The following is a 15092-nucleotide window of genomic DNA, read 5'->3' as shown; positions in this document are numbered from 1 at the left end:
CGGATCCGCGCGGCGTCGCCGCGCAAGCCACCTTCCCCTACGCTCGCCGATGGCTACCGAACCCCGAACCGATTCCGAGCGCCGCATCGAAATCGTCGCGCTGTGCGGCAGCCTTCGCGCGCAGTCGTACAACGCGGCGCTGCTGGACGCAGCCGCACGCGTCGCGCCGCGCGGGATGCGCATCACGCGCTTCGATCGTCTCGGCGAATTTCCGCTGTTCAATCCCGATACCGAATATCCGTCGCCGGCCGCGGTACGCGACCTGATCGAGCGGCTGAACGCCGCGGACGGCATGCTGATCGCGAGCCCGGAATACGCGCACGGCGTGACGGGCGTGATGAAGAACGCGCTGGACTGGGTCGTGGGATGCGAAGCCGTGGTGTACAAGCCGGTCGCGGTATTGAACGCGTCGCCGCGCGCGACGCATGCAGACGCGGCGCTGCGGGAAACGCTGTCGGTGATGTCGGCGCGCATCGTCGAGCGCGCGTCGGTCGCGCTGCCGATCCTCGGCAGCCAGCTCGATGCGGCGGGCATCGCCGCGCATCCGCCGTTCGCGTCGGCGCTGACCGACGCGTTGCACGCGCTGCGCGCGGCGATCGACGCACCGGCGCCGGGGCGCTAGACGGCGACCGGCGTCGCTGAAAGCGTGCGTTATCGCGCCTTGGCGCGTGTAGTCTTCTTCGCGGGTTTCGCCGGCTTCGCGGCCTTCGCGCGCGGCGCTTCCTTCTCGGGCTGAGCACCGCCGCCGGCGAGATCCTCGAGCCACGCCAGCGCATCGACGTACGACAGGAATTGCTGCAGGTATTCCGGCGACAGCTCGCGCATCGTCGCGAGCGACCGATGCACGAGGCTATTCGAATTGAGCGGCCCCGCGTTGCGCGGCACCTGGTCGAGCGACTGGCGATACTGCTGTTCGGTGCGGACCTTCGACCACATCGCGCGGAAGTAGTCGATCAGGTCGGGATCGATCCCGCGCCGATCGGCCTGCGCGTCGCGCGCTAGCTGCTCGACGAGCTCGCCGAGCAAGCTGCGCGCAGGCGCAGGCGCCGGCGCGTTTGCTTCTGCCTTCTCGCTCGCGGCTGCCGTTTCACCGGCTCGCGAGACGATCTGCGCAAACCCTTCCAGTAGCGTCTCGAGTCGCGCGTCGAGCAACGCGCGCGCGTCGCCGTCGAGCGCGGCCGCGCGCTTCTCGAGCGCGTCGAGCCGCTGGAAGCGCACCGGATCGAGCCGGTCGGCGCCCTGCTCGCGCCACGCGTCGAGCGTCGCGCGCACGTGCGTCGCGTCGCCCGTCACTTCGCCTTCCCTCCGTTCGATGCGCTCTTGCGCGGCACCGGCGCGATCTCCACGCGGCGGTTCTTCGCACGGCCTTCATCGTCCGCATTCGAGCTGACCGGCTGCTCGGAGCCGAACGCGGCCGCGAACACCGACGGCGCCGGCACGCCGGCGTCGATCAACGCACGCGTGACCGTCAGCGCGCGCTTGGCCGACAGTTCCCAGTTGTCCGCGAACTGGCGGTTGCCGGCGCGCACCTGCTGGTCGTCGGCGAAGCCGCTGATCATCAGGATCTCGTCGCGAGTCTTCAGGTACGCGGCCAGCGGCGCGGCGAGCGTCTTCAGCAGATCGCGGCCCTCGGGCTGCAGCTGGTCGGAGTTCAGCGCGAACAGCACGTTGCCGCTGATGCCGATGCGGCCGTTCACGAGCGTCACGCGGCCGGCCGCGAGCGGCCCGGCAAGCGCCTCTTCGAGCGACTTGCGCTGCTGCGCCTCCTGCTGGCGCGCACGCACGGCTTCCTCGAGCTTCGACGTGAGCTGCAGCTGCATGCCGATCACGCCGACGAGGATCAGCACGAATGCGCCGAGCAGCACCGACATCAGGTCGGCGAACGCGGGCCACACCGGCGCGGAAGATGCGCCGTCGTCGATTTCGTCGTGCATGCGTTACGCTCCGACCGATGCCCGCCGACCGGCGATCTGCTGCAGGTCCTCGACGATCTGCTTCTGCGACATCATGCTCAGATCGATCACCTCGCGCGCCTGCGCGACGTAGTACTCGAGCTGCTCGTCGCTGCGCGCGAGCGACTTCTCGAGCGCGGCCTCGATGCGCTGCAGATGGTTCAGCAGCTTGTCGTTCGACTCGCCGAACACCTGCACGGCTGCACCGAACGCGTCGCCGAGGCTCGCGACTTCGACCGCCCCCGCCGTGACCTGCGCGGCGACCGAATCGAGCTTGCGCGTTTCGGCATCGACGGCGTCGTTGAAGCGCGCACCGACGCGCTCGAGCAGGTCGGCCGACGTGCTGACGAGTGCGTCGATCGCGGCGCGCTGCTCGGTCGATGCGTGGTTGACCGCGCCGAGCAGCGTCTCGAGCGTCGCGAGCAGGCGGCTGCGCTCCTCGAGCATCGCGGTATCGCGCACCATGCTGTCGGACAGGCGCTGGCGCAGTTCGGCGACGACGTCGGCCGCGGCCTTCGGCGCCTCGGATGCGGCCTGCACGAGGCGCGAGATTTCGGTGATCGTGTCGCTCGCATGCACCTGCGCCTGGGCAGTGATGTCGTTCGCGGTGCGGGTCAGCGTGTCGCAGATGTCCTGCTGGCGCGTCGCGGCCTGTGCGCTCGTCCGCGCCCACTCGTCACGCAGCGCGGCGGCCATCGCGGCCAGCGAGTCGTTCCATGCGGACAGGCGTTCTTCGTCGCGTGCGGCGAGTTGTGTCTGCAGGCTCGCGTGCGATTCGCGAATCGTCGACAGCAGGTCGTTCGAACGTTGTTCGAACGTGGATGCTTGTGCCGCGAGATCGCGCGTGGTTTGGGCGAGCGCGTCGCAGATTTCCTGCTGACGGCCCGCGCTGTGCACGCCCGCACGTTGCCATTCGTCGCCGAGCTTTTCCGCCATCGCGGCCAGCGAATCGCTCCATGCCGCCAGACGTTCTTCGTCGCGCGCGGCCAGTTGCGTCTGCAGGCCCGAGTGCGAATCGCGAATCGTCGACAGCAGGTCGTTCGAACGTTGTTCGAACGTGGATGCTTGTGCCGCGAGATCGCGCGTGGTTTGGGCGAGCGCGTCGCAGATTTCCTGCTGACGGCCCGCGCTGTGCACGCCCGCACGTTGCCACTCGTCGCCGAGCTTCGCGGCCATCGCGGCCAGCGACGCGTTCCATGCCGCCAGACGTTCTTCGTCGCGCGCGGCCAGTTGCGTCTGCAGGCCCGTGTGCGAATCGCGAATCGTCGACAGCAGGTCGTTCGAACGTTGTTCGAACTTGGACGCTTGTGCCGTGAGATCGCGCGTCGTTTGCGCGAGTGCGTCGCAGATTTCCTGCTGGCGACCCGCGCTGTGTACGCCCGCACGTTGCCACTCGTCGCCGAGCTTCGCGGCCATCGCGGCCAGCGACGCGTTCCATGCCGCCAGACGTTCTTCATCGCGCGCGGCCAGTTGCGTCTGCAGGCCCGAGTGCGAATCGCGAATCGTCGACAGCAGGTCGTTCGAACGTTGTTCGAACGTGGATGCTTGTGCCGCGAGATCGCGCGTCGTTTGGGCGAGCGCGTCGCAGATTTCCTGCTGACGGCCCGCGCTGTGCGCACCCGCGCGCTGCCACTCGTCGCCGAGCTTCGCGGCCATCGCGGCCAGCGACGCATTCCACGCCGCCAGACGCTCTTCATCGCGCGCGGCCAGTTGCATCTGCAGCCCCGTGTGCGATTCGCGCATCGCGGCGAGCGCCGCGCCCGAATGCCGCTCGAACGTCGCAGCGGCTTCGCCGAGCGCCTTCGCATGCTGGCTGGCCAGCGTCTCGCCAACCTGCTCCTGGCGCGCGAGCGCATCGCGCCACGCGTCGGACAGCCGGCTTTCGGTCGATTCGAGGCGCGTCGCGACGCCGTCGAGGAGGTCCGTCGAACGCTGCGCGAAAGTATCGGTGAACTGGCCGAGCGTGGTCTGCAACTGCTGCGCCACGGCATCGCCCGCGCGACGCTGCTCGTCGAGCGCGCGACTCCAGACGGCGGTCACATTCGCGCTGGTCTTCTCGAAACCGTCGGTCAGCCCGTCGAGCTGACGCTGCACGGCGCCCGTCACGGTATCGCGCAGCGCGGCCATCTCCTGCGCGAGCCCCGTCATCGTCGCCGCGACGACCGGCTGCAGCGCGGCACCGGCCACGCGCGCACTCTCGGCGGCGCTTTCCTTCAGCGCATCACCGACGTTCGATGCCAGGCCCGCGTACGCACGCTCCGTCCGATCGAAGAACGCCTGCTGGCTTTCGATCTGGCGATCGTGCAACGCGACGCTGCGCGCCTCGAGCGTCGCCATCATCGTCTGCAGCCGGTCGACCAGCGCCGGCATCACGTCGGCCTGGCGCTGCAGCAGCCGGAACGATTCGTCGCGCTGATGCGCGGACGAATGCACGCGCAGCGTCGTCGCGATCTTCCCGTCGAGCTGCTGGCCCGCGTCGAGCCGTTCGCGGCGCACGAGCGCGGACAGCAGGCCGAGCATCGCGGACGTGGCGACACCCGCGATCGACGTGCCGAACGCGAAGCCGAGACCCTTCACCGGCGCGATGAGCGACGCGCGGATCGCGTCCAGGTCGGTCGCGCTTTCGAGCGCGGCGCCCGTGCCCTTCAGCGTCACGACCATCCCGAGCAGCGTGCCGAGCATGCCGAGCAGCACGAGCAGGCCGACCAGATACGGCGTGAGCGACGGGCCCGGCAACGCGACGCGCGCGCCTTCGACGCGTGCCCGCACGGCGCCGCGCAGGCCCGGGGGCAGCGTATCGAGCCATGTGTCGAGTTTCGCCGGCGGTTCGGTCAGCCCGGCCACCGCGCGCGACAGCGTGGCGGTGGCCTGCCGGTAGCGCTGCAGCTCCCACGCACCGGCGATGTAGCACGCGCCGATCAGCAGTGTGACGGCCGTCGCGAGCGGGTTCGACGCGACATAGCCGACGCCGATCCAGCACACTGCGAGCAGGCCGGCGATGAAGACAACGAGATCAAGACGAATTCTGGACATAGCGTAGGGATTAGCAGGTACGAAGGGCCGCGAGCAGCCCGTCTACCGTTTGAAACCGGACTTCGAGTTCGGCGAGCAGGATGCTTTGCATCTCGTTGCGGAACGTGTCGAGCCACGTGCCGGGCACGATCGCCGCGGCGGACGGTGCGTCGCCCTCGGCATCGGGCGCCGCTTGCGCGTCGGCCAGCGCCTGCCGTTCCGCGTCGCGCAGCCGCTCGAAGCGCGTGCCGAGCAGCGCGGGCACGGCGGACAGCAGGCTGCGCTCGCGCGCGCCGAGCACGCGCTCCATGATCGCGTCGAGCGTCGCGAGCCGCGCCATCCCGGACGAGCGCGCGGCGACCGCGACCCGCAAGCGGCCGCGCAACTGGCCGATCGCGGTCTCCATTTCCTGCTGGAGCGTCAGGCAGCTCTGGCGAAAATCCGCGAAGTCGGCCGTATCGGCGGGCGACGGCGGCAGCTCGCCGGGACGCCGCCGCGTGCGGGGGCGATGGGCGGCCGCGATCGCCTGCGCGAGATCGTGGCGCACGCGCGCGCAGTCACGCTCGGCGTCGTAACCACGCACGCCGGCCGCGACGCCGGGCGGGCTCGCATTCAGCGCGGACGACAGCGTGATCGCGTCGGTCCAGCCGAGCCACTGGCTCAGGCGGTCCGACAGCGTCTGCCGGGATTCCGCGACGTCGGCATCGGTCAGGCGCGCGAGCAGCCGGACGAGCGTCGGGCCGCTCAGCGCCGGGCGCGGGGGTGCTTGCACCATGCTGCAAACCGTCAAAAAAGGCAGCAGTTTACACGTCGTCGGGAGGTCGACCGCCAGAATCGGGGAAGCGACCCGGCGCGGCCCGCCGCGCAACCGGCCCGAACGCCCGCAGCACAAGGCTCGCGGGCCGATCGCGGGGGTCTCCCGGTGTGCCGGCGCGGCGCTGGCCACGCGTCCGGACGCGTTCCGGAGCCTCGCCTGCGGGCGCCGGTTCACGCCAGACCATGATGTTCGCCTGCGTACGTTTTCGTCACGGACGTGCGGTACCATCGCGACACCCGCCACGCGATTCGCGACCGATGCGGGCCCGCGCCCCCTGCAGCCGGCGCGCGGGCCGCCGGACGCGCCATGGATATCCGGCCGATATCCGCGGGCCGCGGGTGGCGCGCCGGGTGACGCGCGCCGCCGCCCATGACAACGACCGATAACAGACGGGCCTGCCCGACCGCTCACGATGCTTTCCGACTTCGTCGCGCGCCTGCGCGAGCGCTTCAGCAAACCGCCGACCCGGCAGGACTTCGCCAACCGCCTGATCGCCGCGCTGCGCGCGACCGGCGACACGCGCGAGTGGCTTCACGAGGACGACAAGGGCCGCCTCGTGCAAGCCGATGTCCCGTCGAACATCATCAACCTGCACAACCTGTTCCGCGACTACGCGGACGCGAAACCGGCCGAGCGCGAAGCGACGCTGCAGCGCCAGGCGAGCGCGATGATGCAGCACGAGATTCCGGCGAACTTCGCGGATGTCCGCGCACGGCTGCGCCCGGTGATCCGCAGCGCGACCGAGCGCGGCACGGTCGCGCTGCAGCTGGCCGGACAGCCCGCCGCGTCGGAAGTCGCGTTCCGGCCGCTGTGCGAGAACCTCGAGATCGGCATCGCGTACGACGGCGAATTCAGCGTCGCGCGGCTGACGAGCGCGCGGCTCGCCGAATGGGGCGTCAGTTTCGACGACGCATGCGACATCGCGATCGACAACCTGCGCGGTGCGTCGTCGGCGCCATGGGCCGCGTTGCGCGACGGCGTGTTCCTGTCGCAGTTCGGCGACTACTACGACGCGGCGCGGCTGCTGCTGACCGACCTGCTGCACCGCCAGCCGATCTCCGGCGCGCCGGTGGTGATGGCGCCGAACCGGGCCGTGCTGCTGCTCACCGGCGACCGCAATGCGGCGGGGCTCGCGACGATGGTCGAACTCGCGGAACAGGCGCGCGCGCAACCGCGACCGCTGCCGCCGCTGATGCTGCGCTGGGATGGCGCTGCGTGGCGAAATTTCGTTCCGGCAGGACTGGAAGCGAAACTGCACGCGCTGCGCGTGGACGAACTCGCGGGCGACTACCAGGATCAGCGCACGCTGCTGGACGATCTGCACAAGCGGAACGGCATCGACGTCTTCGTGGCGTCGTACACCGTGTACCGGCGGCAGAACGGCGAGCTGTTCAGCGTCGGCGTGTGGAGCGACGGCGTGCCGACGCTGCTGCCCGACACGGACATCGTCGTGCTCTATCGGGAAGCGACGCGGCAGTCGGCCCACGTGCCGATGGCCGCGCTGCGCGACGCATGCGGCGACCTGATGACGGCCACCGCGCACCAGCCGGTGCGGTATGAAGTGACGGCGTTTCCGGATGATGCGCGCTTCGCGGCGCTGCTGGAGCGATTTCCGGCGGTATGACGCGCGCTCGCGCAGCCAGGGGGCGGTGAATCCGGGTGGTAGGCCCACCACGCCGCCATGCGCAATGAGCGGCCGTGGCCGCATGCCTTCCAGGCGGGCAATCGCGGCGCGCGGCGGCGGCACCGCCTGCCGTCAGATCCCCGCCTTCGGCGCGTTCAGGATCAGCCGCAGGCCGAGCAGCGTGATCGCACCGGCCGCGACGCGATCGACCCACTTCTTCGCGCGCAGATAGAGCTCGCGCGGCCGGCGCGTCGAGAAGCACAGCGCGACGATCGTGTACCAGCCGAATTCGACGCCGAACACGAGCGGCGGCAGCGCCAGATAGCACCAGAGCGGCGGATGCTGCGGCAATAGCGCCGCAAAGATGCTGCCGTACCAGATTGCCGTCTTCGGGTTGCTGAGCTGGGTCGTGAGGCCGGTCCAGAACGACTTGCGCGCGCTGCCGGCCGCGACGGCGTGCGAATCGTCCATCGCGATCGGCCGATCGGCGCCGCGCCAGATCTTCGACGCCATGTAGATCAGGTACGCGCCGCCCGCGAGCTTCAGGCCCACGTACAGCCATTCGACCGCCTGCAGCAGCGTGTAGAGCCCGGCCAGTGCGACGCCGCCGAACGCGATCCCGCCGACGCCCATGCCGAGCGCGGTCGCCAGCCCGTCACGGCGCGACAGCCCGATCGAGTTGCGGGCGACCAGCACGAAACTCGGGCCCGGAATCATCGCGCCAAGCCACAGCGCGGCCAGAATGGCGAGTACGGCAGCCGATGCAGTCATCGAAGTCTCCTTGATCAGCGACGGCGAAGCGCCGGCGGCGCCAGCGCGTCGATTCCCGACGGTGAAGCTGATGATTCTGGCACGCTTCGCCGCCCGCCGAAAGCACCCGCGCGCTGCTATGCTGGGCGCCGTTCCCGCCATCGCGCCACGCTTCCCATGATCGAGATCCGCGCCGCCCGCTATCCCGACGATGCCGCCGTCGTCGAAGCGATTTTCCGCGAATACATCGCGAGCCCCACCGTCAGCCTCGCGTTCCAGGATTACGAGCCCGAACTCGCCGCGCTGCCGGGCAAATACGCGGCGCCGCGCGGGCAATTGCTGCTCGCGTGGCGCGGCGAGCGCGCGGTCGGCTGCGCGGCGTTTCGCGAAATCGACGCGACGACGTGCGAGATGAAGCGCGTGTACGTGCGTCCCGAAGCACGCGGGCTGAACGTCGGCCGCCAGCTCGTCGAACGGCTGTTGCGCGATGCGAAGGCGGCCGGTTATGCGCGGATGTGCCTCGATGTGCTGCCCGAATTCGTCGCCGCAAGGCAATTGTATGGTTCGCTCGGCTTCACGCCGGCGCCACCCGTTGCGTTCAATCCGGTGCCCGGCACCGAGTTCCTCGGCCGGGATCTGTGATGGGCAGGACCGCGCGTCGTGCCCTCCTCGCGCTGCTCGCCGTGCTGGCGTCCGGCGCACGGGCCGACGGGCTGCCGCCATCCATCGCGACGCAGCTGCCGTCCGGCTACCAACCAATCGTCGCGCGGGAAGGACCGGACCTCGGCGACGGGCGGCGCAGCTTTCTCGTCGTCGTGCATCGCGCGGCCGATACGCGCGGGCAGCCGTCGCCCCGCCCGCTGCTGATCTTCGAGGAGCGGCCCGATCGCGCGTACCGGCTCGCCGCGCGCAACGACCACGTGGTCCTGCGCGCGAACGAAGGCGGCCAGTGCGATCCGTTCGATCCCGAAGACGCCGCCGACAGCGGCCTGTCGGTGAAAGGCCGCTATTTCACCGTGCAGAACTTCGTCGCGTGCGGGCAGCACTGGAGCGACTACGTAACGTTCCGCCACGACCCGCGCACGCACGGCTGGCTGTTCTCCAGCGAGATCTACACCGAATCGTTTCCGCTCGACGACAAGCCCGACGAAGTCACCGTCACGCGCGCCGATGCGCACCGCCCGGTAACGTTCGGCCAATGGCGGCGCAAGGACTGAAAAGCCGTCGGCGAATCGTGTTCCGCCTCTTGCATCGACACGACTCGCCTCGCCCCGCCAACCGGTCTACCATGGGCGCTCGTCGCCGTTCGGGCGCGCACCGGCGCGGCATGCGGCTTGCGCGTCCCCGTTTCCCACGTTGAACCAGCGCAGGAGAACGTCATGACGCAACACTTCGACGCGATCGTCATCGGTACGGGCCAGGCCGGCCCGCCGCTCGCCGCGCGGCTCGCGGGCGCCGGCATGAAAGTCGCGGTCGTCGAGCGCGGCCGCTTCGGCGGAACCTGCGTGAACACCGGCTGCATTCCGACCAAAACGCTGATCGCGAGTGCGTACGCCGCGCAGCTTGCACGCCGTGCGGCCGAATATGGCGTGTCGGTCGGCCCCGTCAGCGTCGACATGAAGGCCGTGAAGGCGCGCAAGGACCGGATTTCCGGCCGCTCGAACCACGGCGTCGAGCAATGGGTGCGCGGCCTTGACAATACGACCGTGTTTCAGGGTCACGCCCGATTCGAGCGGGCAAACGCGGTACGCGTCGGCGACGACGTGCTCGAAGCCGACCGCATCTTCATCAACGTCGGCGGGCGCGCGCAAATCCCGCCGATGCCTGGACTCGACTCGGTGCCGTACCTGACCAACTCGACGATGATGGACGTCGACTTCCTGCCCGAGCATCTCGTGATCGTCGGCGGCAGCTACGTCGGGCTCGAATTCGGTCAGATGTACCGCCGCTTCGGCTCGCGGGTCACGATCGTCGAGAAAGGGTCGCGGCTGATCCATCGCGAGGACGAGGACGTGTCGCAGGCCGTGCACGAGATTCTCGCGAACGAAGGCATCGACGTGCAGCTCGATGCGGACTGCCTGAGCGCGCGGCGCGACGGCGACGGTGTCGTGATCGGCCTCGACTGCACCGGCGGCCGCCGCGAGGTCGCGGGCTCGCACCTGCTGCTCGCGGTCGGCCGCGTGCCGAACACCGACGATCTCGGGCTCGAACAGGCCGGCGTCGCGGTCGACGCGCGCGGCTACATCACGGTCGACGACCAGCTGCGCACCAACGTGCCCGGCATCTGGGCGCTCGGCGACTGCAACGGGCGCGGCGCATTCACGCACACCGCGTACAACGACTACGAGATCGTCGCGGCCAATCTGCTCGACGACGATCCGCGCAAGGTGTCCGACCGCATCACCGCGTATGCGATGTACATCGATCCGCCGCTCGGCCGCGTCGGCATGACACTCGCGGAAGCGCGGCAGACCGGCCGCCGGCTGCTGGTCGGCACGCGGCCGATGACGCGGGTCGGCCGCGCGGTCGAAAAAGGCGAGAGCCAGGGTTTCATGAAGGTGATCGTCGACGCCGACACCCATGCGATCCTCGGCGCATCGATCCTCGGCGTGACGGGCGACGAGGTCGTGCACGGTTTGCTCGACGTGATGGCCGCCGGCGCACCGTACACGACGATCAGCCGCGCGATGCACATTCACCCGACCGTGTCGGAGCTCCTGCCGACGCTGCTGCAGGATCTGCATCCGGTCGAATGAAAGTCGGCGGGCGCGCGAGCGCCCTGCGCGCCCGGTTCGCGCGTGCGTTGCGTGCCCGCCCCGGCGCCGAACCGTGTGCGAAGATGGCTGTTCGCCACGACACCCGGAAGCGCCATGGACCGTCTGCAAACGATGCAGATCTACGTACAGATCGTCGAACGCGGCAACTTCACGCAGGCGGCCGATGCGCTGCAACTGCATCGGCCAGCCGTCACCAAGGCCGTGCAGCAGCTCGAACAGGAACTCGGCATCCGGCTGCTAAACCGCAGCACGCGCCGCGTCAGCGTGACGGCCGAGGGCGAAGCGTTCTATGCGCGCTGCGTGCAGCTGCTCGGCAGTATCGACGACGCGTTCGCATCGTTCCCGAAACAGCGCACGGTGCCGAAGGGCCGGCTGCGGCTCGATATTGCCGTCGCGCTCGCGAAGACGGTCGTCATCCCCGCCCTCCCCGAATTCCAGCAGCGCTACCCGCAGATCGAGCTCGTGCTCGGCGCCAGCGATCAGCCGGCCGACCTGATCGGCGAAGGCATCGACTGTGTCGTGCGGGTCGGCACGCTCAAGGATTCGAGCATGGTCGCGCGCACGGTCGGCGCGGTGCCGATGGTCACGTGCGCATCGCCGGCCTATATCGTCCGCCACGGGCTGCCGCGCACGCTCGACGATCTCCGCGCGCATCGCGCGGTCAACTTCTTCACGGGCGCCAATCGCAAGATTCTCGAATGGACGTTCCGCCAGAACGGCGAACCCGTCGACGTGAAGCTGCCGAGCAGCCTGCTCACGAACAACTCGGAAGCGCTGCTGTCGTGCGGGCTCGCCGGCCTCGGCATCGTGCACGCATTGCGGCCCGCACTGCAGCCGAGCATCGACTCGGGCCAGCTGGTCGAGCTGCTGCCCGGCATTCCGGCCGAGCCGAAGCCCGTGTCGGTGATGTACCCGAACCGCGCGCACCTGCCCGACAAGGTGCGCGTGTTCATCGACTGGCTCACGGAATTGTTCGCACGTCGTTATCCGGCCTGACACACCCCGCCGCTCGCCATCCCACGAGCGGCGATTGTTATTCGTCGGATAACAATCAGTAATTCCGTCGCGCGTTTATCCGGCAGGGGCCGCCGCCTACAGTTCTCCTTCATCCACACCCGTTCATCGAAGGAGTCCTTCATGTCCCGTATCGTTCGTTTCCATCGTACCGGCGGCCCCGACGTGCTGCAGATCGACACCGTCGACGTCCGTGCGCCCGGCCCCGGCGAAGTGCAGCTGCAGGTGAAGGCGATCGGCATCAATCGGGCGGAAGTCATGTACCGCAGCGGCGAGTACACGTTTGCGCCGCGCCTTCCCGCATCGCTCGGCTACGAAGCATCGGGCGTCGTCGCATCGGTCGGGCCGGACGTGACGTCGTTCTCCGCCGGCGACGCGGTGAGCGTCGTGCCGGCGTTCTCGTTCGCCGACTACGGGATGTACGGCGAGGTGGTCAACGTGCCCGCGCATGCACTTGTCCGGCATCCGGAGAACCTGTCATTCGAGGAAGCCGCCGCAACATGGATGATGTTCGTCACGGCCTGGGGCGCGCTGATCGAACTCGGCGGGCTCGAGCGCGGCGACGCGGTGCTGATCGGGGCCGCGTCGAGCAGTGTCGGGCTCGCGGCGATCCAGGTCGCGAACCGGGTCGGCGCGATGCCGATCGCGCTCACGCGCAGCGAAGCGAAGCGCCAGGCGCTGCTCGACGCGGGCGCCGCGCACGTGATCGCCGGCAGCCCGGCGGATCTGCCGCGGCAAGTCGCGGAACTGACCGGCGGCCTCGGCGCGCGCATCGCGTTCGATCCGGTCGGCGGCCCCGACGCGGCGAATCTGCTGCGTGCGTTGCGCACGAACGGCACGTTCTTCCAGTACGGCGCGCTCGACACGCGCGACATCCCGGTGCCGGTGATGGACCTGCTCGCGCGCCACCTGACGCTGCGCGGCTACGAGCTGTTCGAGGTTACCGGCAACACACAACGGCTCGAACGTGCGAAGCGCTTCATCGTCGACGGGCTCGCGGCCGGCGCGCTGAAGCCGTCGATCGACCGTACGTTCGCGTTCGATGACATCGCGCAAGCCCACCGGTACATGGAGGCCGGCACGCAAGTCGGCAAAATCGTCGTGACCGTCTGAGCGTTGCGGCGACGGGCGTGCCGACCGGAAGCGGCGGCACGCCCCCGCGCATTCGCGCATCAGGTCTCGAAGTACCGCGGCCGGTCGATGTCGGCCAGCAATCCCGGCTGCACCGGCCTCCAGTCGAGCCAGGCCCGCGTGCGCTCGCTCGTTGCGGGCGCATCCATTCCCGCGAACATCGCGAACCACCCGAAATGCTCACCGGCTTGCGCGGCCGATTTCGACACGACCGGCACGCTCAGCCGGCGGCCGATCACTTCCGCGATCTCGCGGAACGGCACGCCCGTATCGTCGACCGCGTGATAGCGCGCGCCGGACGCGCCGCGTTCGACCGCAAGCCGGTACACGCCCGCCGCATCGAGCCGGTGCACGGCCGGCCAGCGGTTGCCGCCGTCGCCCAGATACGCCGACTCGCCCTTCTCCCTCGCGAACGCGATCAGGCGCGGCACGAACGCGTGATCGCCGTCGCCGTGCACGGACGGCGGCAGACGCACGACCGACGCGCACACGCCGCGCGCGTGCAGCGCGGCCGCCGTCGCTTCCGACGCGCGCGGATAGGTCGGCGACACCGGCACGTGCGGATCGTCCTCCGTCGCCGCCCGGCCGGGTGCGACGAGCGCGAGGCCCGACGTGACGATCAGCGGCCGCGCCGACCCCGCGAGCGCCGCACCGATCGTCTCGATCGCGCGGCGGTCGAGCTCGCAGTTTTCCGCGAAGCGCGAGAAATCGTGATTGAATCCCGTGTGGATCACCGCGTCGGCGGCCTCGGCGCCCCGTGTCAGGCTGTCGAGATCCTCCAGCGACCCGCGATGAACGTCGGCGCCCGCGGCCGCGACCGCCGCTGCGGCTGCGTCGGAGCGCGCGAGACCGAGCACCGCATGCCCGGCGGCCACGAGTTCGGCAACGACTGCGGAGCCGACGAAACCCGACGCTCCCGTAACAAAGACACGCATGATCGACCCCTCCGAATGAATGAGAGGCTTACTATCTGTCGACCGTCGCGGGCGGTGAAGACGTGACGGTTTACCGGTAAACGAACTAACAGGCTATGGCTGACGCATCCGACAACCTGCTCGGCGCGTACCTTCGGGACCGCCGCGAGAAACTCGATCCGGCCGCGCTCGGGCTGCCCGTCGCGCGCCGCCGCACGCCGGGCCTGCGGCGCGAGGAAGTCGCGCAGCGCGCGCACGTGAGCGCCGCGTGGTACACGTGGCTCGAACAGGGGCGCGGCGGCGCGCCGTCGGCCGACGTGCTCGACCGGCTCGCCCGCGCACTGCTGCTCAACGACGCCGAACGCGAGCATCTGTTCCTGATCGGCCTCGGCCATCCGCCCGAGGTGCGCTATCACGCGAGCAGTGACGTCACGCCGCGCCTGCAGCACGTGCTCGATTCGCTCGACGCCAGCCCGGCGATCGTGCGCACGGCGACGTGGGACGTCGTCGCGTGGAACGACGCGGCCGCCGCGACGCTGACCGACTATGCGACGCTGTCGCCGCCCGCGCGCAACATCCTGCGGCTGATCTTCGTCGATGCCGGAGTGCGCGACGCACAGCAGAACTGGGAGCGCGTCGCGCGGTTCGCGGTGGGCGCGTTTCGCGCCGACATCGCACGCGGCGGAGCGACGCAGGCCGTGCAGGCGTTCATCGACGAGATGCGCGCGACGAGCGCGGAGTTCGATGCGATGTGGCGCGATCACGACATTCATTCGCATCACGAAGGGACGAAGGAGATTCGTCATCCGCAGGCCGGGCGGATCGCGCTCGAATACTCGGCGTTCTCGGTGACCGGGCGCCCCGACCTGAGTCTCGTGATCTTCACGCCGGCGACGCCGGCCGATCGTGCGCGCATCCGGACGCTCGTCGCCGCGCGCGACAAGGCCCGCGAACGGGCGGACGAATCGCGCGCGCCGGCCGCCTGACACGTCGAATTTTCGCCCGCAGCCGCCGTCGGAATCGCATCCGGCGCCGTGCTTGAAACGGACGCGCCGCGCGCGCTGCCGGTGCCACGCCGCCCGCCGCGACGGCCTCGGCCGC

General features: G+C 69.7%; 14 protein-coding genes. 8 read left to right on the top strand and 6 right to left on the bottom strand.

What is annotated here, in order from left to right:
- Positions 1–49 precede the first annotated feature (49 nt).
- Positions 50–622, top strand: coding sequence for an NADPH-dependent FMN reductase (locus tag WI26_RS17120; protein ID WP_069226619.1), 573 nt, complete (start codon positions 50–52; stop codon positions 620–622).
- Between the two features lie 29 nt (positions 623–651).
- On the opposite strand, the gene WI26_RS17115 is transcribed toward WI26_RS17120, so the two are convergent.
- From WI26_RS17115 to WI26_RS17100, 4 genes are read right to left on the bottom strand one after another with little or no spacing between them, the layout of a single operon-like run.
- Entirely contained in the window at positions 652–1293 is a 642-nt protein-coding gene (locus WI26_RS17115; protein WP_069226618.1) for a DUF2894 domain-containing protein, read from the bottom strand.
- A complete protein-coding gene (locus WI26_RS17110; protein WP_059466030.1) occupies positions 1290–1934 on the bottom strand; it encodes an OmpA family protein in 645 nt (214 codons plus the stop codon). The genes WI26_RS17115 and WI26_RS17110 overlap by 4 nt, the downstream gene beginning before the upstream one ends.
- Before the next feature lie 3 nt (positions 1935–1937).
- Complete coding sequence (locus WI26_RS17105; RefSeq protein WP_069226617.1) at positions 1938–4985, bottom strand: DUF802 domain-containing protein; 3048 nt, start codon at positions 4983–4985, stop codon at positions 1938–1940.
- A gap of 10 nt (positions 4986–4995) precedes the next feature.
- The gene (locus tag WI26_RS17100; protein ID WP_069226616.1) at positions 4996–5739 is read right to left on the bottom strand and encodes a DUF3348 domain-containing protein; all 744 of its coding nucleotides are present in this window, start codon (positions 5737–5739) and stop codon (positions 4996–4998) included.
- A 454-nt stretch (positions 5740–6193) separates the two neighbouring features.
- Here WI26_RS17100 and WI26_RS17095 point away from each other — a divergent pair, with 454 nt between their 5' ends.
- Positions 6194–7405, top strand: a complete 1212-nt coding sequence (locus WI26_RS17095) for a hypothetical protein (RefSeq protein WP_069226615.1) — start codon at positions 6194–6196, stop codon at positions 7403–7405.
- Positions 7406–7537: 132 nt separating this feature from the next.
- Here the strand turns inward: WI26_RS17095 and WI26_RS17090 are convergent, their stop codons facing one another.
- Positions 7538–8176, bottom strand: a complete 639-nt coding sequence (locus WI26_RS17090; RefSeq protein WP_059452115.1) for a LysE family translocator — start codon at positions 8174–8176, stop codon at positions 7538–7540.
- A 156-nt stretch (positions 8177–8332) separates the two neighbouring features.
- Here WI26_RS17090 and WI26_RS17085 point away from each other — a divergent pair, with 156 nt between their 5' ends.
- The 5 genes from WI26_RS17085 to WI26_RS17065 all read left to right on the top strand — a co-directional run bounded on the left by WI26_RS17085 (position 8333) and on the right by WI26_RS17065 (position 13059).
- Entirely contained in the window at positions 8333–8797 is a 465-nt protein-coding gene (locus WI26_RS17085; protein ID WP_059466035.1) for a GNAT family N-acetyltransferase, read from the top strand.
- The gene (locus WI26_RS17080; protein WP_069226614.1) at positions 8797–9372 is read left to right on the top strand and encodes a hypothetical protein; all 576 of its coding nucleotides are present in this window, start codon (positions 8797–8799) and stop codon (positions 9370–9372) included. Before WI26_RS17085 ends, WI26_RS17080 begins: the two co-directional genes overlap by 1 nt.
- A 162-nt stretch (positions 9373–9534) precedes the next feature.
- Positions 9535–10911, top strand: a complete 1377-nt coding sequence (locus tag WI26_RS17075) for an FAD-containing oxidoreductase (RefSeq protein ID WP_069226613.1) — start codon at positions 9535–9537, stop codon at positions 10909–10911.
- A gap of 114 nt (positions 10912–11025) precedes the next feature.
- A complete protein-coding gene (locus tag WI26_RS17070; protein ID WP_059466038.1) occupies positions 11026–11928 on the top strand; it encodes a LysR family transcriptional regulator in 903 nt (300 codons plus the stop codon).
- A 141-nt stretch (positions 11929–12069) separates the two neighbouring features.
- On the top strand, positions 12070–13059 hold the full coding sequence (locus WI26_RS17065; RefSeq protein ID WP_069226612.1) for a zinc-dependent alcohol dehydrogenase family protein: 990 nt from the start codon (positions 12070–12072) through the stop codon (positions 13057–13059).
- A 59-nt stretch (positions 13060–13118) separates the two neighbouring features.
- Here WI26_RS17065 and WI26_RS17060 read toward each other — a convergent pair whose 3' ends face one another.
- A complete protein-coding gene (locus tag WI26_RS17060) occupies positions 13119–14012 on the bottom strand; it encodes an SDR family oxidoreductase (protein ID WP_069226611.1) in 894 nt (297 codons plus the stop codon).
- Between the two features lie 95 nt (positions 14013–14107).
- Between WI26_RS17060 and WI26_RS17055 the strand changes: the two genes are divergently transcribed.
- Entirely contained in the window at positions 14108–14977 is an 870-nt protein-coding gene (locus WI26_RS17055) for a helix-turn-helix transcriptional regulator (protein ID WP_069226610.1), read from the top strand.
- The last annotated feature ends 115 nt before the right edge of the window (positions 14978–15092 follow it).

This window comes from Burkholderia diffusa, from assembly GCF_001718315.1.
In the GTDB taxonomy this organism is placed as follows: domain Bacteria; phylum Pseudomonadota; class Gammaproteobacteria; order Burkholderiales; family Burkholderiaceae; genus Burkholderia; species Burkholderia diffusa_B.
The sequence above is the reverse complement of the archived record's forward strand: the minus strand, read 5'-3'. Positions and strand labels throughout refer to the sequence as shown.

Bases quoted from the DNA above. Each gene is read 5' to 3' on its own strand.
- WI26_RS17105 (WP_069226617.1), bottom strand. From the start codon at position 4,985: ATGTCCAGAATTCGTCTTGATCTCGTTGTCTTCATCGCCGGCCTGCTC.
- WI26_RS17090 (WP_059452115.1), bottom strand. From the start codon at position 8,176: ATGACTGCATCGGCTGCCGTACTCGCCATTCTGGCCGCGCTGTGGCTT.
- WI26_RS17085 (WP_059466035.1), top strand. From the start codon at position 8,333: ATGATCGAGATCCGCGCCGCCCGCTATCCCGACGATGCCGCCGTCGTC.
- WI26_RS17060 (WP_069226611.1), bottom strand. From the start codon at position 14,012: ATGCGTGTCTTTGTTACGGGAGCGTCGGGTTTCGTCGGCTCCGCAGTC.
- WI26_RS17070 (WP_059466038.1), top strand. From the start codon at position 11,026: ATGGACCGTCTGCAAACGATGCAGATCTACGTACAGATCGTCGAACGC.
- WI26_RS17065 (WP_069226612.1), top strand. From the start codon at position 12,070: ATGTCCCGTATCGTTCGTTTCCATCGTACCGGCGGCCCCGACGTGCTG.
- WI26_RS17100 (WP_069226616.1), bottom strand. From the start codon at position 5,739: ATGGTGCAAGCACCCCCGCGCCCGGCGCTGAGCGGCCCGACGCTCGTC.
- WI26_RS17080 (WP_069226614.1), top strand. From the start codon at position 8,797: ATGGGCAGGACCGCGCGTCGTGCCCTCCTCGCGCTGCTCGCCGTGCTG.
- WI26_RS17095 (WP_069226615.1), top strand. From the start codon at position 6,194: ATGCTTTCCGACTTCGTCGCGCGCCTGCGCGAGCGCTTCAGCAAACCG.
- WI26_RS17110 (WP_059466030.1), bottom strand. From the start codon at position 1,934: ATGCACGACGAAATCGACGACGGCGCATCTTCCGCGCCGGTGTGGCCC.
- WI26_RS17075 (WP_069226613.1), top strand. From the start codon at position 9,535: ATGACGCAACACTTCGACGCGATCGTCATCGGTACGGGCCAGGCCGGC.
- WI26_RS17055 (WP_069226610.1), top strand. From the start codon at position 14,108: ATGGCTGACGCATCCGACAACCTGCTCGGCGCGTACCTTCGGGACCGC.
- WI26_RS17120 (WP_069226619.1), top strand. From the start codon at position 50: ATGGCTACCGAACCCCGAACCGATTCCGAGCGCCGCATCGAAATCGTC.